22 protein-coding genes are annotated in these 22,243 nt (G+C 43.5%); 19 read left to right on the top strand and 3 right to left on the bottom strand.

Annotated features, from left to right (window positions below; translation table 11 throughout):
* From ACHBIE_RS09150 to ACHBIE_RS09085, 14 genes are all read left to right on the top strand, one after another.
* On the top strand, positions 1-720 hold the full coding sequence (locus ACHBIE_RS09150; protein ID WP_257104426.1) for an O-methyltransferase: 720 nt from the start codon (positions 1-3) through the stop codon (positions 718-720).
* Between the two features lie 63 nt (positions 721-783).
* Entirely contained in the window at positions 784-1,773 is a 990-nt protein-coding gene (gene prsA / locus ACHBIE_RS09145) for a peptidylprolyl isomerase PrsA (protein ID WP_105111429.1), read from the top strand.
* 277 nt (positions 1,774-2,050) lie between these two features.
* Entirely contained in the window at positions 2,051-2,536 is a 486-nt protein-coding gene (locus ACHBIE_RS09140) for an LURP-one-related/scramblase family protein (RefSeq protein ID WP_105122175.1), read from the top strand.
* 161 nt (positions 2,537-2,697) lie between these two features.
* Positions 2,698-5,316 (top strand): alanine--tRNA ligase, encoded by a 2,619-nt coding sequence (gene alaS / locus ACHBIE_RS09135; protein ID WP_394733183.1) that lies wholly within the window; start codon positions 2,698-2,700, stop codon positions 5,314-5,316.
* 72 nt (positions 5,317-5,388) lie between these two features.
* Positions 5,389-6,291: a carbohydrate kinase family protein gene (locus ACHBIE_RS09130; protein ID WP_394733182.1), complete on the top strand. Its 903-nt coding sequence runs from the start codon at positions 5,389-5,391 to the stop codon at positions 6,289-6,291.
* Between the two features lie 202 nt (positions 6,292-6,493).
* Positions 6,494-6,691 (top strand): hypothetical protein, encoded by a 198-nt coding sequence (locus ACHBIE_RS09125; protein ID WP_394733181.1) that lies wholly within the window; start codon positions 6,494-6,496, stop codon positions 6,689-6,691.
* 352 nt (positions 6,692-7,043) lie between these two features.
* The gene (locus tag ACHBIE_RS09120; RefSeq protein ID WP_248055100.1) at positions 7,044-7,610 is read left to right on the top strand and encodes a DUF3267 domain-containing protein; all 567 of its coding nucleotides are present in this window, start codon (positions 7,044-7,046) and stop codon (positions 7,608-7,610) included.
* 12 nt (positions 7,611-7,622) lie between these two features.
* Entirely contained in the window at positions 7,623-7,838 is a 216-nt protein-coding gene (locus ACHBIE_RS09115; protein WP_004299042.1) for a helix-turn-helix transcriptional regulator, read from the top strand.
* Positions 7,835-8,593, top strand: coding sequence for a DUF3169 family protein (locus ACHBIE_RS09110; protein ID WP_394733180.1), 759 nt, complete (start codon positions 7,835-7,837; stop codon positions 8,591-8,593). Before ACHBIE_RS09115 ends, ACHBIE_RS09110 begins: the two co-directional genes overlap by 4 nt.
* Positions 8,594-8,623: 30 nt before the next feature.
* The gene (locus ACHBIE_RS09105) at positions 8,624-9,133 is read left to right on the top strand and encodes a DUF3278 domain-containing protein (RefSeq protein ID WP_394733179.1); all 510 of its coding nucleotides are present in this window, start codon (positions 8,624-8,626) and stop codon (positions 9,131-9,133) included.
* A gap of 20 nt (positions 9,134-9,153) precedes the next feature.
* Complete coding sequence (locus ACHBIE_RS09100; RefSeq protein ID WP_105111439.1) at positions 9,154-9,339, top strand: hypothetical protein; 186 nt, start codon at positions 9,154-9,156, stop codon at positions 9,337-9,339.
* A 25-nt stretch (positions 9,340-9,364) separates the two neighbouring features.
* Positions 9,365-10,048, top strand: coding sequence for a CPBP family intramembrane glutamic endopeptidase (locus tag ACHBIE_RS09095; protein ID WP_161943061.1), 684 nt, complete (start codon positions 9,365-9,367; stop codon positions 10,046-10,048).
* Between the two features lie 15 nt (positions 10,049-10,063).
* On the top strand, positions 10,064-10,381 hold the full coding sequence (locus ACHBIE_RS09090) for a hypothetical protein (protein ID WP_125265518.1): 318 nt from the start codon (positions 10,064-10,066) through the stop codon (positions 10,379-10,381).
* A 9-nt stretch (positions 10,382-10,390) separates the two neighbouring features.
* Complete coding sequence (locus ACHBIE_RS09085) at positions 10,391-11,068, top strand: CPBP family intramembrane glutamic endopeptidase (RefSeq protein ID WP_125265517.1); 678 nt, start codon at positions 10,391-10,393, stop codon at positions 11,066-11,068.
* A gap of 39 nt (positions 11,069-11,107) precedes the next feature.
* Here ACHBIE_RS09085 and nrdF read toward each other — a convergent pair whose 3' ends face one another.
* From nrdF to nrdH, 3 genes are all read right to left on the bottom strand, one after another.
* The gene (gene nrdF, locus ACHBIE_RS09080) at positions 11,108-12,070 is read right to left on the bottom strand and encodes a class 1b ribonucleoside-diphosphate reductase subunit beta (protein WP_125265516.1); all 963 of its coding nucleotides are present in this window, start codon (positions 12,068-12,070) and stop codon (positions 11,108-11,110) included.
* 175 nt (positions 12,071-12,245) lie between these two features.
* Entirely contained in the window at positions 12,246-14,405 is a 2,160-nt protein-coding gene (nrdE, locus tag ACHBIE_RS09075) for a class 1b ribonucleoside-diphosphate reductase subunit alpha (RefSeq protein WP_394733178.1), read from the bottom strand.
* Between the two features lie 29 nt (positions 14,406-14,434).
* Positions 14,435-14,653 carry a glutaredoxin-like protein NrdH gene (nrdH, locus tag ACHBIE_RS09070; RefSeq protein WP_172009118.1) on the bottom strand — a complete coding sequence of 73 codons (219 nt, stop codon included), beginning with the start codon at positions 14,651-14,653 and terminating at the stop codon, positions 14,435-14,437.
* 233 nt (positions 14,654-14,886) lie between these two features.
* On the opposite strand from nrdH, the gene acnA reads away from it, so the two are divergent.
* The 5 genes from acnA to ptsP all read left to right on the top strand — a co-directional run bounded on the left by acnA (position 14,887) and on the right by ptsP (position 22,096).
* Positions 14,887-17,640, top strand: coding sequence for an aconitate hydratase AcnA (acnA, locus tag ACHBIE_RS09065; protein ID WP_394733177.1), 2,754 nt, complete (start codon positions 14,887-14,889; stop codon positions 17,638-17,640).
* Complete coding sequence (locus ACHBIE_RS09060; protein WP_105160054.1) at positions 17,637-18,755, top strand: citrate synthase; 1,119 nt, start codon at positions 17,637-17,639, stop codon at positions 18,753-18,755. Before acnA ends, ACHBIE_RS09060 begins: the two co-directional genes overlap by 4 nt.
* 2 nt (positions 18,756-18,757) lie before the next feature.
* A complete protein-coding gene (gene icd, locus ACHBIE_RS09055; protein ID WP_105122188.1) occupies positions 18,758-19,939 on the top strand; it encodes an NADP-dependent isocitrate dehydrogenase in 1,182 nt (393 codons plus the stop codon).
* Positions 19,940-20,094: 155 nt separating this feature from the next.
* Positions 20,095-20,358 (top strand): phosphocarrier protein HPr, encoded by a 264-nt coding sequence (locus ACHBIE_RS09050; RefSeq protein WP_002936050.1) that lies wholly within the window; start codon positions 20,095-20,097, stop codon positions 20,356-20,358.
* A 4-nt stretch (positions 20,359-20,362) separates the two neighbouring features.
* Entirely contained in the window at positions 20,363-22,096 is a 1,734-nt protein-coding gene (gene ptsP, locus ACHBIE_RS09045; protein ID WP_257104436.1) for a phosphoenolpyruvate--protein phosphotransferase, read from the top strand.
* Positions 22,097-22,243: the final 147 nt, after the last annotated feature.

The raw sequence follows: 22,243 nt of genomic DNA, 5'->3' as shown, positions 1-22,243 counted from the left end.
ATGGTACAATCATACTCAGAAAACGCAAACCACAATATGCGCCGGCCTGTTGTCAAGGAAGAAATTGTGGACTTTATGCGGACACGTCAGGCGCAGAATAGAGGATTTTTGAAAGAGCTCGAAGTCTTTGCTCAGAAGGAAAATATTCCGGTCATCCCACATGAGACGGTAGCCTTTTTCCGCCTGCTCTTGCAGACCCTGCAACCGCAGAATATTCTTGAAATTGGTACAGCAATCGGCTTTTCGGCCCTTTTGATGGCTGAAAATAGTCCAAATGCTCAGATTACGACTATTGATCGCAACGAGGAAATGATTGGTCTAGCCAAAGAAAATTTTGCCAAGTATGATAGTCGCAAGCAGATTTCCTTGCTGGAAGGGGAGGCCATGGAGTTACTTCCAACTCTGGTCGATGACCAGTATGACTTTGTTTTCATGGATTCTGCCAAGTCCAAATATATCGTTTTCTTGCCTGAAGTTCTGAAGAAGGTTAAGCTGGGTGGTATCATTGTCATCGATGATATTTTCCAGGGAGGCGATGTGGCTAAGGACATCATGGAAGTGCGTCGTGGTCAGCGGACCATTTACAAGGGTTTACAGAAACTCTTCAATGCGACCTTGGATAATCCAGATTTGACAGCCAGTCTTGTTTCACTCAGTGATGGGCTCCTGATGCTCCGTAAAAATTTGGAAAATGTTGAGCTGAATCTAGATGATATTTAAGAATTTTATAAGATTTTATGGTATAATGGATGGGTTAAAGAAAGAAGGAGTGTTAATTTTCGAATGAAATCAAGAAAAATTATTGCTGGTGCGGTAACATTGTTAGCAGCAGTTACCCTAGCAGCTTGTACTTCATCAACTGATAAGGATATTGTCAGCTTAAAAGGGCAAACCATTACTGTTTCGGAATTCTATGACGAAGTAAAAAACAATCCAAATGCTCAGCAGGTTCTCTTGTCTATGCTGATTACAGAAGTATTTGAAGAAAATTACGGAGACAAGGTATCAGACAAGGAAGTCACTGAGGCTTTTGATAAAATGGCAGAGCAGTATGGTGATTCATTCCAGCAGGCCCTGGCATCAGCTGGCTTGAATACAGAGAGCTATAAGCAACAAATCCGTACCAATAAATTGGTTGAATATGCTGTTAAACAAGCAGCAGAAAAAGAGTTGACAGATGACAACTATAAGGCTGCCTATGAAAACTATACGCCAGAAGTAACTGCGCGTGTCATCCAATTGACAGACGAAGCTAAGGCGAAAGAAATCTTGGCAAAAGCTCAGGAAGACGGTGCTGATTTCGCCCAATTGGCTAAGGATAATTCAGCAGACAGCAAGGCTAAGGACAAGGGTGGAGAAGTCAAGTTTGACTCTACTTCAACAGAAGTGCCAAAAGAAGTTCAACAAGCAGTCTTTGCACTTGACAATGGCCAAGTTGGCGCGTCTATCGTCCCTGTGGTTGACCCGACAACTTATACAACAAGTTACTATGTTGTAAAATTGGAAAGCAAAACTGAAAAAGCAAAAGATTGGAAAGAATACAAAGACAAGTTGAAAGAAGTCATTCTTACAGCTAAGCAAAACGATGCAGCCTTCATTTCGACTGTTGTTTCAGAAGAGTTGAAAGCAGCTAACGTTAAGGTCAAAGACCCAGCCTTCCAAAACATTCTTTCTCAGTATATTCCATCTGAAGTTAATTCATCTTCAACAGACGCTTCGTCTTCGACAGATGCTTCATCAAGCTCTGAAGAAAAGAAAGATGAAAACAAATAATCTATCGAGAATGGATGGTTATCCACTCAGTTCAGAAAATTGGCGGTCGCTGCGAGCCATCTGAGTAAATCATCTTGCTACTCGTTAGCACAATTGAATAGTGAGAACCTGTATCCAGAGCTCAGTACCTTAGTACCTAAGTACCTTAGTACCTAAGTCGAGGTTGGCTTACCTGTGAATACAGATTCTGAATGAAGAATGACAAGTCATTGAATGAAGGTGGTACCGCGGTTTTTCGCCCTTCGTTTGGTTTCTTGTCATTTTTTTGGAGGTTATCATGAAAGAATTTCTTGTGAAACAGCGGTTCACCTTTGGTGGAGAAAAATTCGATATTCAGGATAGTCAGGGCAATCTAGCCTATCAGGTTCAGGGTTCCTTCCTGGAAATTCCCAAGCGGTTCACTATTGTAAACAGCCAAGGACAGGAAATCAGTCAGATTACCAAGAAATTTCTGACCTGGCTACCTCAATTTACCATTGACATGGCCAGCGGGCATTCCTTTTATCTGAAACAGAAATTGACTTTCTTTAGAGATAAATACTCGGTGGAAAATCTGGGGCTAGCTCTTGAGGGCAATATCTGGGATTTGGATTTTCGACTGCGGACGGCCGACGGTCAGCTGGTAGCTGAAATCTCCAAAGAACTTTTTCACCTAACTTCTCATTATTCGGTTAAAGTTTACCACGACGACTATGCTGATTTAGTTATTTCCCTAGTCATCGCCATTGACTATGTGGAGATGCTGGAATCTGCATCAAGCTAAACATCATTAAACAAACAAAAAACGAAAGGAATGGTTCAGTTAATCAGTCTAACTGAACCCGCCCGGAAGGTTCGGAAAAAAATAAACTGTCTAGGAAATCAGGATTTCCTGTCAGTATCCTATTTTTCAGTCGCCTTCTAATCGGGCTTGGTATCTTAATTATGAAAAATCTATCTTCTGCTCAAATTCGTCAAATGTGGTTGGATTTCTGGAAATCAAAAGGCCACTCTGTTGAGCCTTCCGCAAACCTTGTCCCAGTAAACGATCCAACTCTTTTGTGGATTAACTCTGGTGTAGCAACGCTTAAAAAATATTTCGATGGATCTGTCATTCCTGAAAATCCACGGATTACTAACGCTCAAAAATCAATACGTACCAACGACATTGAAAATGTTGGTAAGACCGCTCGCCACCACACCATGTTTGAAATGCTGGGCAACTTCTCTATCGGTGATTATTTCCGTGATGAGGCCATTGAGTGGGGCTATGAGCTCTTGACAAGTCCAGAATGGTTTGCCTTTCCAAAAGACAAGCTCTACATGACCTACTATCCAGATGATAAGGATTCCTACAACCGCTGGATTGCGCTTGGTGTAGACCCAAGTCACCTCATTCCACTCGAGGATAATTTCTGGGAAATCGGTGCGGGACCTTCTGGACCCGATACGGAAATTTTCTTTGACCGTGGCACAGACTTTGATCCTGAAAATATTGGCATTCGTTTGTTGGAAGAAGATATTGAAAACGACCGTTACATCGAGATTTGGAACATCGTATTGTCACAGTTTAACGCTGATCCAGCTGTTCCGCGTTCTGAGTACAAGGAATTGCCAAACAAAAACATCGATACGGGTGCAGGCTTGGAGCGTTTGGCAGCTATTTTCCAAGGGGCTAAGACCAACTTTGAAACCGACCTCTTCTTGCCAATCATTCGCGAAGTCGAAAAGATTTCGGGTAAAACTTATGACCAAGATGGCGATAACATGAGCTTCAAGGTCATCGCAGACCACATCCGTGCTTTGTCATTTGCCATCGGTGATGGTGCCCTTCCAGGAAATGAAGGTCGTGGTTATGTTCTCCGTCGTCTGCTCCGTCGTGCGGTTATGCACGGTCGCCGTTTGGGTATTACTGAGCCATTCTTGTACAAGTTGGTGGAAACGGTTGGCAATATCATGGAAAGCTACTACCCAGAAGTGCTTGAAAAACGTGACTTTATCGAGAAAATCGTTAAACGTGAGGAAGAAACCTTTGCTCGCACCATTGATGCTGGTAGCGGACACTTGGAGGAACTTTTGGCTGACTTGAAAGCAGCTGGTAAGGACACTCTTGAAGGTAAGGACATCTTCAAGCTCTATGACACTTATGGTTTCCCTGTGGAATTGACCGAGGAATTGGCTGAAGATGCGGGTTATAAGATTGATCATGAAGGCTTCAAGGTTGCCATGAAAGAACAGCAGGACCGTGCCCGTGCTGCCGTTGTCAAAGGTGGCTCAATGGGTATGCAAAATGAAACCCTGGCAGGTATTACCGAAAGCTCAACTTTTGTCTATGGTCAAACTATCCTAGATGCCAAATTGGAAGTGATTATCGCGGACAATGAGCGGACAGAAGCGGTATCAGAAGGTCAAGCCCTCCTTGTCTTTGACCAAACACCATTCTACGCTGAAATGGGTGGTCAGGTTGCCGACCGTGGTGTCATTAAAAATGCTTCAGGTGATGTCCTTGCAACAGTTGTGGATGTGCAGAAAGCCCCGAATGGTCAGCCATTGCATACCGTAGAACTCTCTGCCAGCATTTCACTTGGTCAAACTTACACGCTTGAAATCGACACAAACCGTCGTCGTGGCGTTGAGAAAAACCACACAGCAACTCACTTGCTCCATGCTGCCCTTCACAATGTCATCGGTGAGCATGCAACCCAGGCTGGTTCTTTGAACGAGGAAGGCTTCCTCCGCTTTGACTTCACACACTTTGAAGCGGTGACAGCTGATGAACTTCGTCGTATTGAAAATGAAGTCAATGAAAAAATCTGGGAAGCCTTGGATATTGTCACAGTTGAAACGGATGTGGATACGGCAAAAGAAATGGGTGCTATGGCCCTCTTTGGTGAGAAGTATGGCAAAGTGGTCCGTGTGGTTACAATCGGTGACTATTCTATCGAGCTTTGTGGCGGTACCCACGTTGGCAATACAGCTGAAATCGGTCTCTTCAAGATTGTCAAAGAAGAGGGAATCGGTTCAGGCACCCGCCGTATTTTAGCGGTGACAGGCAAGGAAGCTTTCCTAGCTCTTCGTGACCGCGAGGATGCTCTCAAAGCTGTTGCGCAGACTCTTAAGGTGCCACAAATCGACCAAGTGCCGACAAAAGTGGAGGCACTGGCTGCGGAGCTCCGCGATTTGCAAAAAGAAAATGCAGCTCTTAAAGAAAAGGCAGCGGCAGCAGCTGCTGGAGATGTCTTCAAAGATGTCAAAGATGCTAACGGCATTCGCTACATTGCCAGCCAGGTCCAAGTTTCAGATGCAGGTGCTCTCCGTACATTTGCTGACAACTGGAAGCAGAAAGACTACTCGGATGTCTTGGTGTTGGTTGCGGCTATCGGTGACAAGGTCAATGTCCTTGTGGCAAGCAAGTCAAGCGATGTTCATGCAGGAAACCTCATCAAAGTCCTTGCACCAATCGTAGCAGGTCGTGGTGGCGGTAAGCCGGATATGGCTATGGCAGGTGGTAGCGATGCGTCTAAGATTGTAGACTTACTGAGCGCTGTTGCTGAAAATTTGTAACATTCTCAAACTCTCTTATCTCTGGATAGGGGAGTTTTTGTGCTATACTATCTCTAAAGCGGAGGTTTTGCTATGGGAAAATGTTTGGTAATCGGTTCGACCGTTTGTGATGTGATGATTTATCTGGATCAGTTGCCGGGGCGGCAAGGCGATGCGCATATTGACAAACAGGTCCTGTCTCTGGGCGGTTGTGCTTTCAATGTGGTCAATATCCTGCACCACATGGGTGTGGACTATGATTTCATTTCACCGGTAGGGACGGGCATTTACGGTCATTTTGTCAGGAATGAGCTGGAAAAAATTGGAATTGAACCACGGGTTTTAGTGGAAAGAGCCAACGGCTGTTGTTACTGCTTTATCGAAAGCGACGGAGAACGGACCTTTCTGTCCGACCATGGTGTGGAATACCATTTTGACCCTACTTGGCTGGACCAGTTGGATTTATCGGAGTACGACTATGTTTACGTTTGTGGTTTAGAAGTGGAGGAAGAAACAGGTCAGGCATTAGTGGACAGTTTGGAAACTATTCCTGCCCAGCTCATTTTTGCGCCGGGACCGCGAGGACATCTGATAGTTAAGCAGCGTATGGAGCAAGTCTTGGATTTGTCTCCTATCCTCCATGTTAATGAGCAAGAGGCTTTGACATTATCAGGTCAAACTGACATCAGGCAGGCTGTGCAGACCTTAAATGAACGCACCGGGCAAGCGCTGGTAGTAACCAGAGGAGAGGCTGGAGCTTTGGCCTACGATGGACAATGGCATGAGCAAAGGTCTTATCCAGCGCAAGTGGTAGACGCGGTGGGAGCGGGGGATAGTCATGTTGGCGCTCTATTGGCAGGATTAGCTAGTGGAAAATCCTTGGACCAGTTGCTCGACTTTGCCAATCGTGTCGCCAGTTATATTGTGGCCAACCCCGGCGTACACCTGCCTTCATCAACCTATGAGGATTTGAGAAAGTATTTATCAGAATTATAAATTCGAGCCCATTTGGGCTTTTTTGCTTGTCCAATTGCCCATTATCAGCTACATTTTGACTATCTTCATAAACTTTTTGACAATTTTTATTGTTTTTTTGACAAAGATACTTGTCAAAAAGAAAAAGAAGTGTTACAATGATATCAAGATAAGAGATGAAAGCGAAATCATCAAATAAGTTCAAATGAGAAGGAGTCGTCAAATGGAAAATAAGATTGTTATAACTGGAAAAACTGTTGCTCGATTTGTAGAAATTCTATCTATACTATTATTAGCTTATATGCTCCTTTCAGATATGCTTGGTTGGAGCGATATGGACACAGCACTAATGACTACTCTAATTGCTTCAATTGCTTGTATTGAAGCAAGTTTACAAATGGAGAAAAAAGAAGAAAAATGAACAAGACAGTTAAAAATGGAATGAAAGTAGTGCTATTGTTCCTCGTGCTCTTCTTGATAAATATTTTGGTCTTCAAAGTTCTAGCCTTACTAGGATTTGACCTTAGTTTGACGGAAATGAGTTATCCCTTTCCTCCTTTATTGGCGACACTGGTGTTAGCTCTGCAATTTAACAAAAAGAAAAATAGTGAAAAAAGCTAAGGAAAGACAGGAGAAACCTTATGAAACGACACATTTCATCTGATATGGCAGCAATTATGATTACAGGGGCAACTATATTCGGCTTACTGATTGGAGTTGCTCTAGGACTATATAGTTTAGTCTAGCTTGAAGGAAAATGAAGGAGAAGAAAGATGGAAGCGAAAAAGAAATTATATGAAGTCAATATCATGGAAAATAAGAAATTTGTCTGGGGATTGAATATTCTTGCGATTGTTCTAGTCTTCCCATTTGCTCTTCTATTCGGTAAGTTAGCCTTTTCCTTGCTGGCTAATGTAGATCAAAATTTGCCACTTACCTTACCAGAGTTATGGCTAGCAACAGTTCTATTTCCTGTTTTGATAGTTGTACATGAAGCTATTCATGGATTATTTTTCAAGATTTTTTGTCCTGAAAATCCTGTTAAGTTTGGTTTTAAATGGAAATCGGGTATGGCCTATGCGACCAGTCCAGGTTCGCTCTATAATCGGATGCAAATGCTAGTAATCAGCTTGGCTCCCTTTGTTGTGATTAGTTTGGGCTTGACCATGGTAGCAGTTTTTTGGAGGATGGATGTATCTCTTTATCTGATATTGGCTACTATACATGCAGCGGCTTGTGCAGGCGATTTCTACTATACCTATCTTTTATTGGTTAAGTTTGCCGAGGGAAATATAGCTGTCGAAGACACAGAAACAGGCTTGATTATCTACCAAGCCTAGAAAGGAAAACTCATGGAATATGTCTTAAAAAATCGGCTCAAGGAGTTGCGGGCACGGGATAGCCTCAACCAGACTGAGTTGGCAAAATTAGCAGAAGTATCACGGCAGACCATTAGCTTGATTGAGCGGGGAGAATACACGCCCTCGGTGGTCATTGCCATGCGTATAGCACAGATTTTTAACGAAAATGTGGAAAATGTCTTTCAATTAGTGGAGGTAGAAGAATGAAACAAGGGAAACAATTAACGACAAAACAAAGATGGGTGAGGAATCTTATCTATTTACTTTTAGGAGCTATCTTTGGTGCATTTTGTGGCTTTTTTGGAGTATTGAGTTCTAAGCTTGGATTGCCGTCTTTTGTCAATCTAGATAACTTTCTAATTTGCTTGCGTATCTTTACGTTTTTGATTTTCGCTGGAACCGTATATTTTGGTCTTAAGGCTAATCAAACTCATAAACTTTACCATTCTATTTCAGATGAGGATGAAGAGTTGATTGATGACCTATATATGAAAATGTATCGAAATCTAGAATATGCGACCATATCATTCAATGTTGCTGTATCATTGACATTGTTAAATTTGGTTTTAGGATTCGGGGTCACTTTCTTAGAAGAGAGTGCAGTTATGTATGGGTCCATTCTTGACGTAGTTTTCTATGTTATCCTTCTCATCTCTCAGGTTTTTATTGTGAAACTAACTCAGAAAATTCGTGACTATAAGTTGTCCGCTTTTGCTACGGTGAAAGAAATGAAAGACTTTGCTGAGGCGATGGACGAAGGTGAAAAACAAGCAAACTACGAAATGAGTTTCCAAATCGTCTTCACTTTGAATCAAATCGTGTTACCAGGTTTGTATCTATTCCTATTTGTACTCAGCATGCTATTGCAGGAGCGACAAATTACAGCCTTTCTAGTTGTTGCCTTTCTTCACATTTACATCAATATCATGCAGGTTCGTATGGTCCGACGTTATTTTAAATAAGAATTTTTGAAAGAGTTTTAGGTGATAGTTATGAAAAAGGAAAATCTACACATTCGAGCAATTCGTTATTTCTATGATATTGTTGGTGAGTTAGACGAGGTGTCTTATGCGGCCTTGACCAATTTCGGCAACAATATGTATATGCTCTTTATGACAGTGACACTGGTCAGCTTCCTAGTTAGCTTTGCGCTGGGAGAAGATGTCATGGGAATCAGCCTCTTTTTGACACTTGTCTATTCTCAATTCAAACAGGACGCCATTATCAAACAGTTGGGTCTGGATAAATTGATGGTTGCCAAGGATGATGTAAAAATGGCTCGGAAGAAAATGATGAAACGAACTCTGTATCAAACCTTACAGATTGCAGTATACAGTCTGCTGGTTAGTATTGGTATCTGGCAGTTACAAATTCTACAGGAAAGTGGAACATCTGCAGCAGAGTATTTCCAGTTTGTCACTCCCATGACAGTTGTTCTTCTGACCTTAGTAGGATTTGTTAGTTGCTACTTTGCCAATCGTAAGAAAATCACATTCATTTAATGTAAATGGAGGTATCAACAATGAAAGTCTTTAAGAAAATTTATCTTGCTTCCTTTATCGGTCTTGGCTTGTACGCAGTTGGCTATGTTTTCGGAGAATGGCTGGCTACTGGGCAGATTGATTTGTCAAATCTGAATATCCTTCTGCCGATGGTTTTGGGCTTGCCTGCTCTGCTATTGATCGAAAAAGAAAGTAATGAAAACTGACTTAGTGTATATAAAGGAGATTGCGATGAAAATTAAAGAATGGAATATGGTGAAAAATTGGCCCTATATTTTATGGTTTCTCTTGGCTTTTGCATTAAATATCGGAGCGACCTTTGTTTTAGTTCGGTTGGACAATTACCAAGGGCTCAATCTAGTCTGGGCAAGCGCTGCCTTGCTGGTAGTGACAGGTTTGGAAATCTTCTTAGCAGGTAAAGCGAAGTTACTTTCGAAATTTTGGCAGGACGGTTTTCTCAAGATGTTGGCCTATGTAGGCCTTGGATTTATTGCAGTTTTTGCTGTTAAAATCATAGCAGGCATTGTCATGCAATTGTCGGGTGAAGGGCTCAACACAGTCAATCAGCAAGCCATTGAAGATATGGGATTTCCTCCGATTATCTTGTTTTTATTGACATCTATTTTTGCTCCTATTGTCGAGGAAATCGTCTTCCGAGGCTTTATCATGGGTAAAATCTTTGGCAAGGAATCTATCTTCGGTCTCATCTTATCCAGCCTACTCTTTGGTCTCATGCACGCTCCGACAGGGCTTGGTTCTTGGATTATGTATGGGGGCATGGGGCTGGTGCTAGGTCTCATTTACCGCCTAGGCAAACGCTTGGAGTACAGCATGCTGGTGCATTTCATCAACAATATCATCGGATTTTTGCTCATGCTTTTGATGCAAATGCTCATGAATGGTTCATTAGGATAAGTCGGAGGTGAAAGTATGGAGTATATTGCCCTTGCAGCGGTTGGTTTCCTGTTTGTATCCTATTTTTCCTACGATGGAAAAGTCAAGAAATTGGCCAAACAGATCAAGAAACTCAAAAAACAGATAAATGGAGGAAATGTCATGTCAAAAATGGTGGAAGAATTGGTTGGTGCTACAGTTCATGTAGTCTTTGAAGATGGGATTGGACAGGATTTTACGATTGAGGCATGCGATGAGGATTGGGTCAAGCTCAGTCAGACAGGCAAGGCCGGTAAGACCACGACTCGCTTGGTCAGACTAGATGCTATTGCTGAATTTAGAAAAGTAGATTAGGGGTTATCTATGTTAAAATTTATCAAACACTTAGGCTTAATAGTGCTTTATTTCCTAGCAAGCCAGGTCACCAGCAGCTTTATCTCGCTGGGCATCTTCAAGGACCAACTAGCAGCAGAGCTACCGGCTCCAATTGTGGAACAAGCAGTCTGGATTAGCGGCATTATCGGAATCGTGTTGACCACAATCCTCGCTGTGGTCCTCTGGAAGGTCGTCTATCCACGCAAGACCATTGCCTACACCGTCGAAAGCAGCTGGTTCCACAAGCTACACTGGCCTATTCTGGTCTACCTGGTCTATTTTGTCATTCAGTTTCTCATTCCTGTAGAGGAAAGCCAAAACCAGATGATCGTGGTGCAGTTTGTTTCTGCTTACCCCATTCTTGCCTTTTTCTCCGTAGTGGTATTTGCCCCTATCCTGGAAGAATTGATTTTCCGTGGTTTTCTGGCCACCTATTTCTTCCCGAAAATGCAGAGCATGAAAACAGTGGGGATTTACTTGATTGTGTCAGGGCTTTTGTTCAGCCTACCACACGGACCAGCAACCATTCCGCAGTTCTTGATTTACTTTACAATGGGAGTCAATCTGGGATGGATTTTCTTGCTCAAACGAGATATCCGCTATTCAATGGCGCTCCATTTTGTCAACAACCTGATTGCCTATGGCATGATATTGGGTGGGGTATAGAAAAAAAGCAGTGGTCGACTGCTTTTTTATTTATATATTTTACAAACCATAAAGGTAATCATCATCCTGCATGGCCTCTACTTCACCGAGCAGGTAGCCGTTACCAACTTGAGAGAAGAAGTCGTGGTTGGATGTACCGGTCGAAATACCGTTCATGATGATTGGATTGACATCATCCGCTGAATCTGGGAAGAGTGGGTCCTGTCCCATGTTCATGAGGGCTTTATTGGCATTGTAGCGTAGGAAGGTCAAAACTTCCTCAGTCCAACCAACGCTATCATAGAGCGAACGAGTGTAGCCTTCTTCATTTTCATAAAGCTGATAGAGCAGGTCGTACATCCAGTCACGGAGCTTATCTTGCTCCTCTTCGGTCAATTCATTGAAACCGAGCTGGAATTTATAGCCGATATAGGTACCGTGGACAGATTCGTCACGGATAATCAGTTTGATGATTTCTGCAACGTTGGCCAGCTTGTTATTTCCAAGATAGTAGAGCGGAGTGAAGAAACCAGAATAGAAAAGGAAAGTCTCTAAAAATACGCTGGCTACTTTCTTCTCGAGCGCTGTGCCATTTTCATAAATTTCGTTGATGATTTTAGCCTTGCGTTGCAGGTATTCATTGCTGTTGGTCCATTCAAAAATTTCTTCAATCTCTGACTTGGTGTTAAGAGTGGAGAAGATAGAAGAGTAGGACTTGGCGTGAACAGACTCCATGAATTGGATGTTGTTGTAAACAGCCTCTTCGTGTGGTGTCCGCACATCTTGGCGGAGGGCTTGAACACCTGTTTCAGATTGAAGGGTATCCAAGAGTGTCAGACCACCAAAGACCTTGCCAACCAGGTCTTTCTCTTCGGCAGTCAATTTGCGCCAGTCATCCAAGTCATTGGACAAAGGGATACGCGTGTCGAGCCAAAATTGCTCGGTCAATTTTTCCCAGGTCGATTTGTCAATGACATCTTCAATGGCATTCCAGTTTATGGCTTTGTAGTAGGTTTGTGACATGTTCATCTCTTTCCTTATCATAAAGTGTTGAAACTATTGTATCATATTTCTGTTAAAAAACGCCCAAAGGACGTTAGTTAACTATTTTGTGGAAGTTAGTAAGGTGGCCAGGAAATGTTCCATAGAACTTTCCGTAGTGTTGTTAGAAACGTTAGTTTCAACAACACTTGCCACGTTAAATTACACAACTTTCACATTGGTTTGATCCGATTTCTTCTCCGTCGTCGGTGAAGGTGCGGATGTAGTAGATAGACTTGATGCCTTTGTTGAAGGCGTAGTTGCGCAGGATAGAGAGGTCACGGGTTGTCTGCTTGTTCTCATTTTTCCACTCGTAAAGCTCTTTTGGCAATTCGCTGCGGAGGAAGAGGGTCAGTGACAAACCTTGGTCGACGTGCTCAGTAGCAGCAGCGTAGACATCAATCACCTTGCGCATATCCATGTCGTAGGCTGATTTGTAGAACGGAATAGTTTCCGTTGCCAAGCCTGCTGCTGGATAATAGATTTTACCGATTTTCTTCTCTTGACGTTCTTCAATCCGTTGAGTAATTGGGTGGATGGAAGCAGAGACATCATTGATATAGGAAATAGAGCCGTTTGGTGCAACTGCCAAGCGGTTTTGGTGGTAAAGACCGTCTGCCATCACCTTATCACGCAGGTCAGCCCAATCTTGTCCGCTTGGAATGAAAATACCTTGGAACAATTCTTTAACACGGTCAGATTGTGGTTGGTAGTCGCCTGTCACATACTTATCGAAATAAGTGCCGTCTGCGTATTTTGAGTTTTCAAAGTTATCAAAAGTCGCCTTGCGTTCGCGTGCAATGTTGTTTGATTCTACCAAAGTCCAGTAGTTGAGGAGCATGAAGTAGATATTGGTAAATTCAACGGCTGTTTTTGAACCGTAGTCCACCAAGTTTTGCGCCAAGTAAGAATGAAGTCCCATGGCACCCAAACCAATCGAATGTGCACGCTCATTACCTGCCTCAATCGAAGGCACAGCAGAAATGTGAGAATGGTCAGTAACATAGGTCAAGGCGCGTGTCATAGCACGAACAGAACGACCAAAGTCAGGTGATTTCATGAGGTTAACAATGTTGGTTGAACCCAAGTTACATGAAACGTCAGTACCCATTGTCAAATATTCTTGCGAATCGTTGATGACGCTTGGTGTCTGGATTTGCAGGATTTCTGAGCAAAGGTTGGACATGATGATTTTACCGTCAACTGGATTGCTGCGGTTGGCCGTGTCAATGTTGATGACATACGGATAGCCTGATTCTTGTTGGAGTTTTGAAATTTCTGTCTCCAAATCGCGGGCCTTGATTTTTGTCTTACGAATGCGAGGGTTGGCCACCAACTCGTCATATTTAGCTGTAATGTCCAAATAGCTGAATGGCACGCCGTATTCTAGCTCAACAGAGTAAGGGCTGAAGAGGTACATGTCCTCATTTTTACGAGCCAATTCGTAGAACTTATCAGGAACAGTGATACCGAGAGAAAGGGTTTTTACACGAACTTTCTCATCCGCATTTTCCTTCTTAGTCGAAAGGAAAGCGATAATATCTGGGTGAAAAACATCCAAGTAAACCACACCGGCACCTTGACGCTGACCAAGCTGGTTGGAATAAGAGAAACTATCTTCAAAAAGTTTCATAACTGGAACGACACCAGATGCAGCTCCTTCATATCCCTTGATAGGAGCGCCAGCCTCACGCAGGTTGCTGAGGGAGATACCGACACCGCCACCGATACGGGATAATTGCAGAGCAGAGTTGATAGACCGACCGATAGAGTTCATGTCGTCTGTTACTTGAAGCAAGAAACAGGATACCAATTCACCACGGCGAGCACGACCAGCATTGAGGAAGGAAGGAGTTGCAGGCTGGTAACGCAGGTGGATCATCTCGTTTGCCAAATCCAAGGCCAATTCTTCGTCACCTTCCGCAAAATAGAGGGCGTTGAAGAGGACGCGGTCCTCCATGCTTTCCAGATAGTAAGCACCGTCGTTTGTCTTAAGGGCGTACTGGTTATAAAACTTGTAGGCTGCCATGAAAGACTTAAATTGGAAGTTCTGGTCTTTCAAAAATTGGCCAATTTTAATGAGAAATTCTGGGCTGTACTGCTCCAAAAATTCTTTTTCTAAATAATTTTCCTCGACAAGATAGTTGATTTTATCCAAAATACTATCGAATTGCTTGCTGTTAGGGATAACATTTTCCTTGAAAAAGGCTTTAAGGGCCTCCTGATCCTTGTGGAGGGGGATTTGTCCATTGACAGGACGGTTGATTTCGTTATTTAAACGGAAGTAGGACACATCGCCCAAATCTTTCAAACTCATAGTCGCAATCTCTTTCTATAATAGGGTTCTTATACTAAGGCTTTTAATTTTGCAGGTTGGAAACCAGAGAAAACGTCGTTTTCGGTTTCAATCACTGGCGCTGATGAGAAACCAAGTCCTTTGACGTGGTCAATAAATTCTGGCTGCTCATCCAGGTTAATTTCCTTGTATTCCACACCGTGTTGGTCTAGGAATTTCTTAGACATCTTGCACTGTACACAATCATTTTTTGAATAGATAGTAACCATTCGATTTCTCCTTTGTTTACAAGGAAATTGCATAATTCCCTTCAAATTTACCAATCTAGAATACAAGATTTTGGGGTTAAAGTCAAGGGGTTAGCTTAAACAAATCACAAAATATAGACGAATAACGAACAAGAAAATACTACATGTAGTGTTTTCTGAAAATGAGGTCTACAAGCTTTGTTTAAGCCGTAGTAGAGCTGTTTTCTATGCGAAATCACCATATGTCATAAAATATGACATTCATGGTTAAGTTGTGTTTGAATAAAAAAAGCAACTTCCAGTATAATATACATAATGAATACATAGAGGTAGCAGACATGACTCAAAAGAACAAATCGAATTTTGAACACAAACAACAATTATTCTCTTACTATGATTTGGGAGAGGTTGCCCAAGAACATGGTGTGAATATTCAGGCACTCCCTTATACGATTCGTATTCTGTTAGAAAGCTTACTTCGTAAGGAAGATGGTGTAGATGTGACCAAAAGTCACATTAAAGATTTGGTGACCTACCAGGCTGCAGCTCCACAGGGTGAGGTTCCTTTTAAGCCTAGTCGTGTTATTTTGCAGGATTTTACAGGGGTTCCAGTTGTGGTTGACCTTGCATCCATGCGTGATGCGGTGGTTAAGGCGGGTGGCAGTCCTGATTTGATTAACCCCGAAATTCCAGTTGATTTGGTGGTTGACCACTCTGTGCAGGTCGATTACTTCGGTACGGACCAAGCTCTGGAAAAAAATATTGAGCTAGAATTTGAGCGCAATAACGAGCGTTATGAATTCTTAAAATGGGCGGAAAACTCTTTTGAGAATTATCGGGCTGTGCCACCTGCAACAGGGATTATCCACCAGGTCAATATTGAGTTCCTCAGTGATGTTGTCATCGAGCAGGATGGCCTACTTTATCCAGATTCTATGTTCGGTACGGACAGCCATACGACCATGATCAACGGTATCGGTGTTCTGGGCTGGGGTGTCGGAGGTATTGAGGCCGAGGCAGCTATGTTGGGAGAGGCGTCTTATTTCCCAATTCCAGAAGTGATTGGTGTTCATTTGACAGGCAGTCTGCCCAAGGTTGCGACAGCGACAGATTTGGCTCTACGGGTGACACAATTGCTCCGCCAGGAAAATGTTGTCGGCAAGTTTGTTGAATTTTTTGGACCGGGTCTGTCTTCATTGGCACTGGCTGACCGGGCGACGGTTTCCAACATGGCACCTGAGTATGGCGCGACTTGTGGTTACTTCCCGATCGATGCTGAGACCTTAAACTACATGCGCCTGACCAACCGTTCAGAGGACCATATCGCCTTGACGGAGGCTTATGCCAAGGTCAATCATCTGTTCTACGATGAGGTCAATTTCCCAACCTACACCAAGGTTTTGGAGTTGGATTTGTCAACGGTGGTGCCGTCTATTTCTGGACCAAAACGGCCGCAAGATTTGATTGAATTGACCGATGCCAAGGAGGAATTTGCTGCCAGCATCACTCGTGAAGTTGGTGTTCGTGGTTTTGGTTTGGACAAGGCAGAGTTAGAGAAGACAGCGACGGTGCATTATGCGGACGGAGATGAGACGATTCAGACAGGTCATGTAGCCATTGCAGCTATTACCTCTTGTACAAATACATCTAACCCCTACGTACTTTTAGCGGCAGGATTACTGGCTAAGAATGCGGTTGAAAAAGGCCTGACAGTCAATAAAACGGTCAAGACTTCTCTGGCACCTGGTTCAAAAGTTGTTACAGGTTACTTGAAAAATTCAGGCCTCCAAGCCTATCTGGATGCGCTTGGATTTAACTTGGTCGGCTATGGTTGTACCACTTGTATCGGGAATTCCGGTGATTTGCCAGTAGAAGTTGCAGAAGCCATTAAGGAAGAAGATTTGCTGGTTTCGGCAGTCTTATCTGGAAACCGCAACTTTGAGGGCCGTATCAATCCGCTTGTCAAAGCTAATTTCCTTGCAAGTCCGCCCCTTGTAGTGGCCTATGCCATTGCAGGAAACATGAATGTTGACTTGACGACAGAGCCGCTTGGTCAAGACCAGAATGGTCAACCTGTCTATCTCTCAGACATCATGCCAAGTCGTGAGGAAGTAGATGCCTATATCGAGCAGTATGTGACCCGTGACCTTTATAAGGAAGAATACCAACAGGTCTTTACAGATAGTCAAGCTTGGAATGCCATTGAAACGACGTCGGATAAAAATTATGCCTGGAATGACAAGTCAACCTACATCCAAAACCCACCATATTTTGATAATATGCAGGCAGATTTATCTATCAAGCCTTTGGACAATCTAGCAGTCCTGGCCAAATTTGGAGACTCTGTCACTACCGACCACATTTCACCAGCGGGGAACATTGCGCGACTCAGTCCCGCTGCTCGCTACCTAGAGGATAATGGGATTTCATACTTTGACTTCAACTCCTATGGTAGTCGCCGTGGGAACCACCAGGTCATGATGCGAGGAACATTTGCCAATATCCGGATTAAAAATGAGTTGGCAGATGGAAAAATTGGTGGTTTTACCAAGTATGATGGCGAAATTCTACCGATTTATGATGTTGCTATGAAGTATCAGGAGGCTGGAATTGGTAGCCTGGTAATTGCTGGTAAGGACTATGGGATGGGTTCTAGTCGTGACTGGGCAGCCAAGGGGGCCAATCTTTTGGGTGTCAAGGCTGTATTGGCAGAATCCTTTGAACGCATTCACCGCTCTAATCTAGTCATGATGGGTGTCCTACCCTTGCAATTCCTTGAGGGGCAGACAGCAGACAGTCTGGGCTTGACTGGTTTGGAAACCTACTCTATCGATTTGCCGGAGGATGTGACGGTTGGTCAGATGGTAACCGTTCGGGCTATTTCGGAAAATGAAACCAAGGAATTTCAGGCTCTGGCTCGCTTTGATGCGGAGGCTGATATTCGTTATTACCGCCACGGAGGCATTTTGCCAATGGTGGTGAGAAAGAAACTAGGAGGTCAACTATGACAGAAACAAATGGATTGAAAGATGCCATTGCCTGCGATACGCGCATTAGTGCGATTGAAAATGACCGCCTTTCCTATGCTGGTTATGATATTTCAGAGTTAATGGACAATAATGCGTCTTTTGAAGAGGTCATTTACCTGCTTTGGAACTTGCACCTCCCGACGCAGATTGAGCTTAATTATTTTGAAAAAGCCTTGCGGGCTGAGTATGCCATTTCTGATGCGGTGGAGCAGTGCATTCTCATCCAGTCACGCAGACACCTGCACCCGATGAGTGTCTTGCGGTCAACGGTGTCACTTTTAGGTGTTTACAATGTTCGGGCTGAGGAAAGTTCGCTGGAGGCCCTCTATGACCAGTCGATTCAGATTATGGCTAAGGTTCCGACAATCATTGCAACCTTTGCTCGTCTGCGGAAGGGCTTGGTGCCGATTGAGCCTCGTGAGGATCTGGGCTTTGCGGCTAATTTCCTCTATATGCTCAATGGGAAGGAGCCGACAGATTTGCAAGTCAAGGCCTTTAGCAAGGCACTGGTCCTCCATGCTGACCATGAACTCAACGCCTCGACCTTTGCGGCGCGCGTGACCGCCTCCACCCTGACAGATATTTATTCTTGCGTGACGACAGCTATTGGAACGCTCAAGGGTTCTCTACATGGCGGAGCTAATGAGCGGGTTTTCGATATGTTGCTGGCAATCCGTGAATCTGGTGATACAGAAGGTTACTTGCAGCAAAAATTGGACTCAAAAGAAAAAATTATGGGCTTTGGTCACCGGGTTTATCAAACGGTGGATCCTCGTCAAGAATATTTGAAGGAAATGGCGCGTGATTTGACAATGGGAACGGATGATGAGGCCTTCTATCGCTTGTCCGAAGAAGTAGAGGACTTTATCAAGCACAAAAAAGGATTGATTCCGAACGTGGATTTCTATTCGGCGACGGTATACCATGTTTTGGGCATTGACAGTGATATTTTCACCTTGATTTTTGCCATGAGTCGTATGGCCGGCTGGATTGCCCATGTACAGGAACAACGCAAGAACAATAAGCTCATCCGTCCTCGTTCGTCCTATCTAGGTGGACGGAATTTGACCTATATCCCAATCGGAAAGAGATAAGTATGGCAGAAAAAATTAGATTTGAAAATGGAAAGTTGCTGGTTCCTGACCAACCCGTTATTCCCTATATCGAGGGGGATGGTGTCGGTAAGGATATTTGGTCAGCGGCTCAGTCTGCGATTGATGCGGCAGTTGAAAAGGCTTATGATGGCCAGCGTCAGATTGTCTGGAAGGAAGTATTGGCCGGTGAAAAGGCCTATGAAACAACAGGAACTTCCTTACCAGACGAGACCTTAGCCACCATTAAGGACCACCTCGTGGCTATTAAAGGACCGCTGGGAACGCCTGTTGGTAAGGGCCATCGATCACTGAATGTGGCCTTGCGCCAGGAACTGGACCTCTTTGCCTGTGTGCGGCCAGTCCGCTATTTTAAGGGAGTGCCTAGTCCACTCAAAGAGCCTGAAAAAACCAATATTACGATTTTCCGTGAAAATACAGAAGATATTTATGCAGGTATCGAATGGGATGCTGGAACTGCTGAAGTAGCACAGGTGCTTGCTTTCTTGAAGGACCAGATGGGAGTTAGTAAAATTCGTTTCCCTGAGACATCCAGTATCGGTATCAAGCCGATTTCTGAGGAAGGCAGCAAGCGCTTGGTTCGCTCTGCTATTGATTACGCCTTGGAAAATGGCCTAAAAAATGTAACCCTGGTCCATAAGGGTAACATTCAAAAGTTCACGGAAGGTGGTTTCCGTAAATGGGGCTATGAACTGGCTCAACAAGAATATGCGGATCTTCTTGAGTCGGGTGATTTGGTAGTCAACGATATTATTGCGGACAATTTCCTTCAGCAAATCTTACTTGCTCCAGAAAAGTTCGATGTGGTGGCCCTCACCAATCTCAACGGAGACTACGCTTCAGATGCTCTAGCGGCCCAGGTTGGTGGAATCGGCATCTCACCAGGTGCAAATATCAATTACCAAACAGGACATGCCATTTTTGAAGCTACTCATGGAACAGCGCCAGATATTGCTGGCCAAAACAAGGCTAATCCAAGTTCCGTTCTATTGTCTGCTTGTATGATGTTGGATTATATGAATTGGAAAGAAGCAGCAGAGATTATTGTTTCTGGACTCGAAAAAGCTTTTGAAAATAAACAGGTAACTGTTGACTTTGCAAAGGATTTGGGAGTAGAACCCCTATCTACTAGTCAATTTGTTACGGCTCTTATTCAATATTTTTAAGATAGAAAGGACTTGCGACCAGGCAGGTCTTTTTCTTAGAAAAATGAAAGAAATGCAAAAAAATCTTGAAAATGATTTCAAAAAGTGGTATAATCCTCCTTGTAAGGGTTATCATAATAGCCCAAATTTTGTAAAACAAAAAGGAGAATCCAAATATGGCTTCAAAAGACTTCCACATCGTGGCAGAAACAGGTATCCACGCACGTCCAGCAACTTTGCTCGTTCAAACAGCTAGCAAATTCGCTTCAGACATCACTTTGAATTACAAAGAAAAATCTGTAAACCTTAAGTCCATCATGGGTGTTATGTCTCTTGGTGTTGGCCAAGGTGCTGACGTAACAATCTCTGCTGAAGGTGCAGATGCTGACGACGCAATCGCAGCAATCACAGAAACAATGGAAAAAGAAGGATTGGCATAAGAACATGACAGAAATGCTTAAAGGAATTGCAGCATCTGATGGTGTTGCCGTTGCTAAGGCATATCTACTGGTTCAACCCGATTTATCTTTTGAAACTGTTACAGTTGAAGATACAAATGCAGAAGAAGCTCGTTTGGATGCAGCTCTTGAAGCGTCTCAAAACGAGCTTTCTGTTATTCGTGAGAATGCAGTAGCTAGCCTAGGTGAAGAAGCCGCAGCCGTATTTGATGCACACTTGATGGTACTTGCTGACCCAGAAATGATTGGTCAGATTAAGGAAACAATCCGTGCTAAGAAAACAAATGCTGAAACAGGTTTGAAAGAAGTAACGGATATGTTCATCGCTATCTTTGAAGGTATGGAAGATAACCCATACATGCAAGAGCGTGCAGCAGATATCCGCGACGTTGCTAAACGTGTCCTAGCTCACTTGCTTGGTGTTCGTTTGCCAAACCCAGCAACAATTGATGAAGAGTCTATCGTGATTGCTCATGACTTGACACCTTCTGATACGGCTCAATTGAATAAGCAATTTGTTAAAGCTTTTGTAACAAACATCGGTGGACGTACAAGTCACTCAGCTATCATGGCTCGTACACTCGAAATTGCAGCTGTATTGGGTACAAATAATATTACTGAAATCGTGAAAGATGGTGATGTCCTCGCTGTTAACGGTATCACTGGTGAAGTTGTTATCAACCCATCTGAAGAAGTGGTTGCAGAATTTAAGGCGGCTGGTGAAGCTTATGCGAAACAAAAAGCTGAGTGGGCACTCTTGAAAGACGCTCAAACTGTTACAGCTGACGGTAAACATTTTGAATTGGCAGCTAACATCGGTACACCAAAAGACGTTGAAGGTGTAAATGATAACGGTGCAGAAGCTGTTGGTCTTTACCGTACAGAGTTCTTGTACATGGACTCACAAGACTTCCCAACTGAAGAAGAGCAATACGAAGCTTACAAGGCTGTTCTTGAAGGCATGAACGGCAAACCAGTCGTAGTTCGTACAATGGATATCGGTGGTGATAAGGAACTTCCTTACTTCGACCTTCCACATGAAATGAACCCATTCCTTGGTTTCCGTGCCCTTCGTATCTCTATCTCTGAGACTGGTAACCAGATGTTCCGTACTCAGTTGCGTGCCCTTCTTCGTTCATCTGTACATGGTAAACTTCGTATCATGTTCCCGATGGTTGCCTTGTTGACAGAATTCCGTGCGGCAAAAGCAATCCTTGAAGAAGAAAAAGCGAACTTGTTGGCAGAAGGTGTAGCAGTTGCGGATGATATCCAAGTGGGTATCATGATTGAAATCCCTGCAGCAGCGATGATCGCAGATCAATTTGCTAAAGAAGTTGACTTCTTCTCAATTGGTACAAACGACTTGATCCAGTACACAATGGCAGCAGACCGTATGAACGAGCAAGTTTCATACCTCTACCAACCTTACAACCCGTCTATCCTTCGCTTGATCAACAACGTTATCAAGGCTGCACACGCAGAAGGCAAATGGGCTGGTATGTGTGGCGAGATGGCTGGTGACCAACAAGCTGTTCCACTTCTTGTCGGAATGGGCTTGGATGAGTTCTCTATGAGCGCAACTTCTGTCCTTCGTACACGTAGCCTCATGAAGACACTGGATACAGCTAAGATGGAAGAATATGCTCACCGTGCCTTGACAGAATGTGCAACGGCAGAAGAAGTTCTTGAACTTCAAAAAGAGTATGTTGATTTCAACTAATCATTGAAAAAAGCAGGGACTGAATCCTTGCTTTTTTATGCTAAAAAATAGACTTGCTTCTGGCAAGTCTCAGACTGAAGACAAAGTCGTTAGAATTGTATTTCTAACGGCTTTTTCATATGTAAAGTAGTATAATAGAGTTAGGAA

This window comes from Streptococcus sp. A23, assembly GCF_043674155.1.
Taxonomy (GTDB): Bacteria; Bacillota; Bacilli; order Lactobacillales; family Streptococcaceae; genus Streptococcus; species Streptococcus suis_V.
Note: the sequence above shows the minus strand (reverse complement) of the source record. Positions and strands in the feature narration are given on the sequence as shown.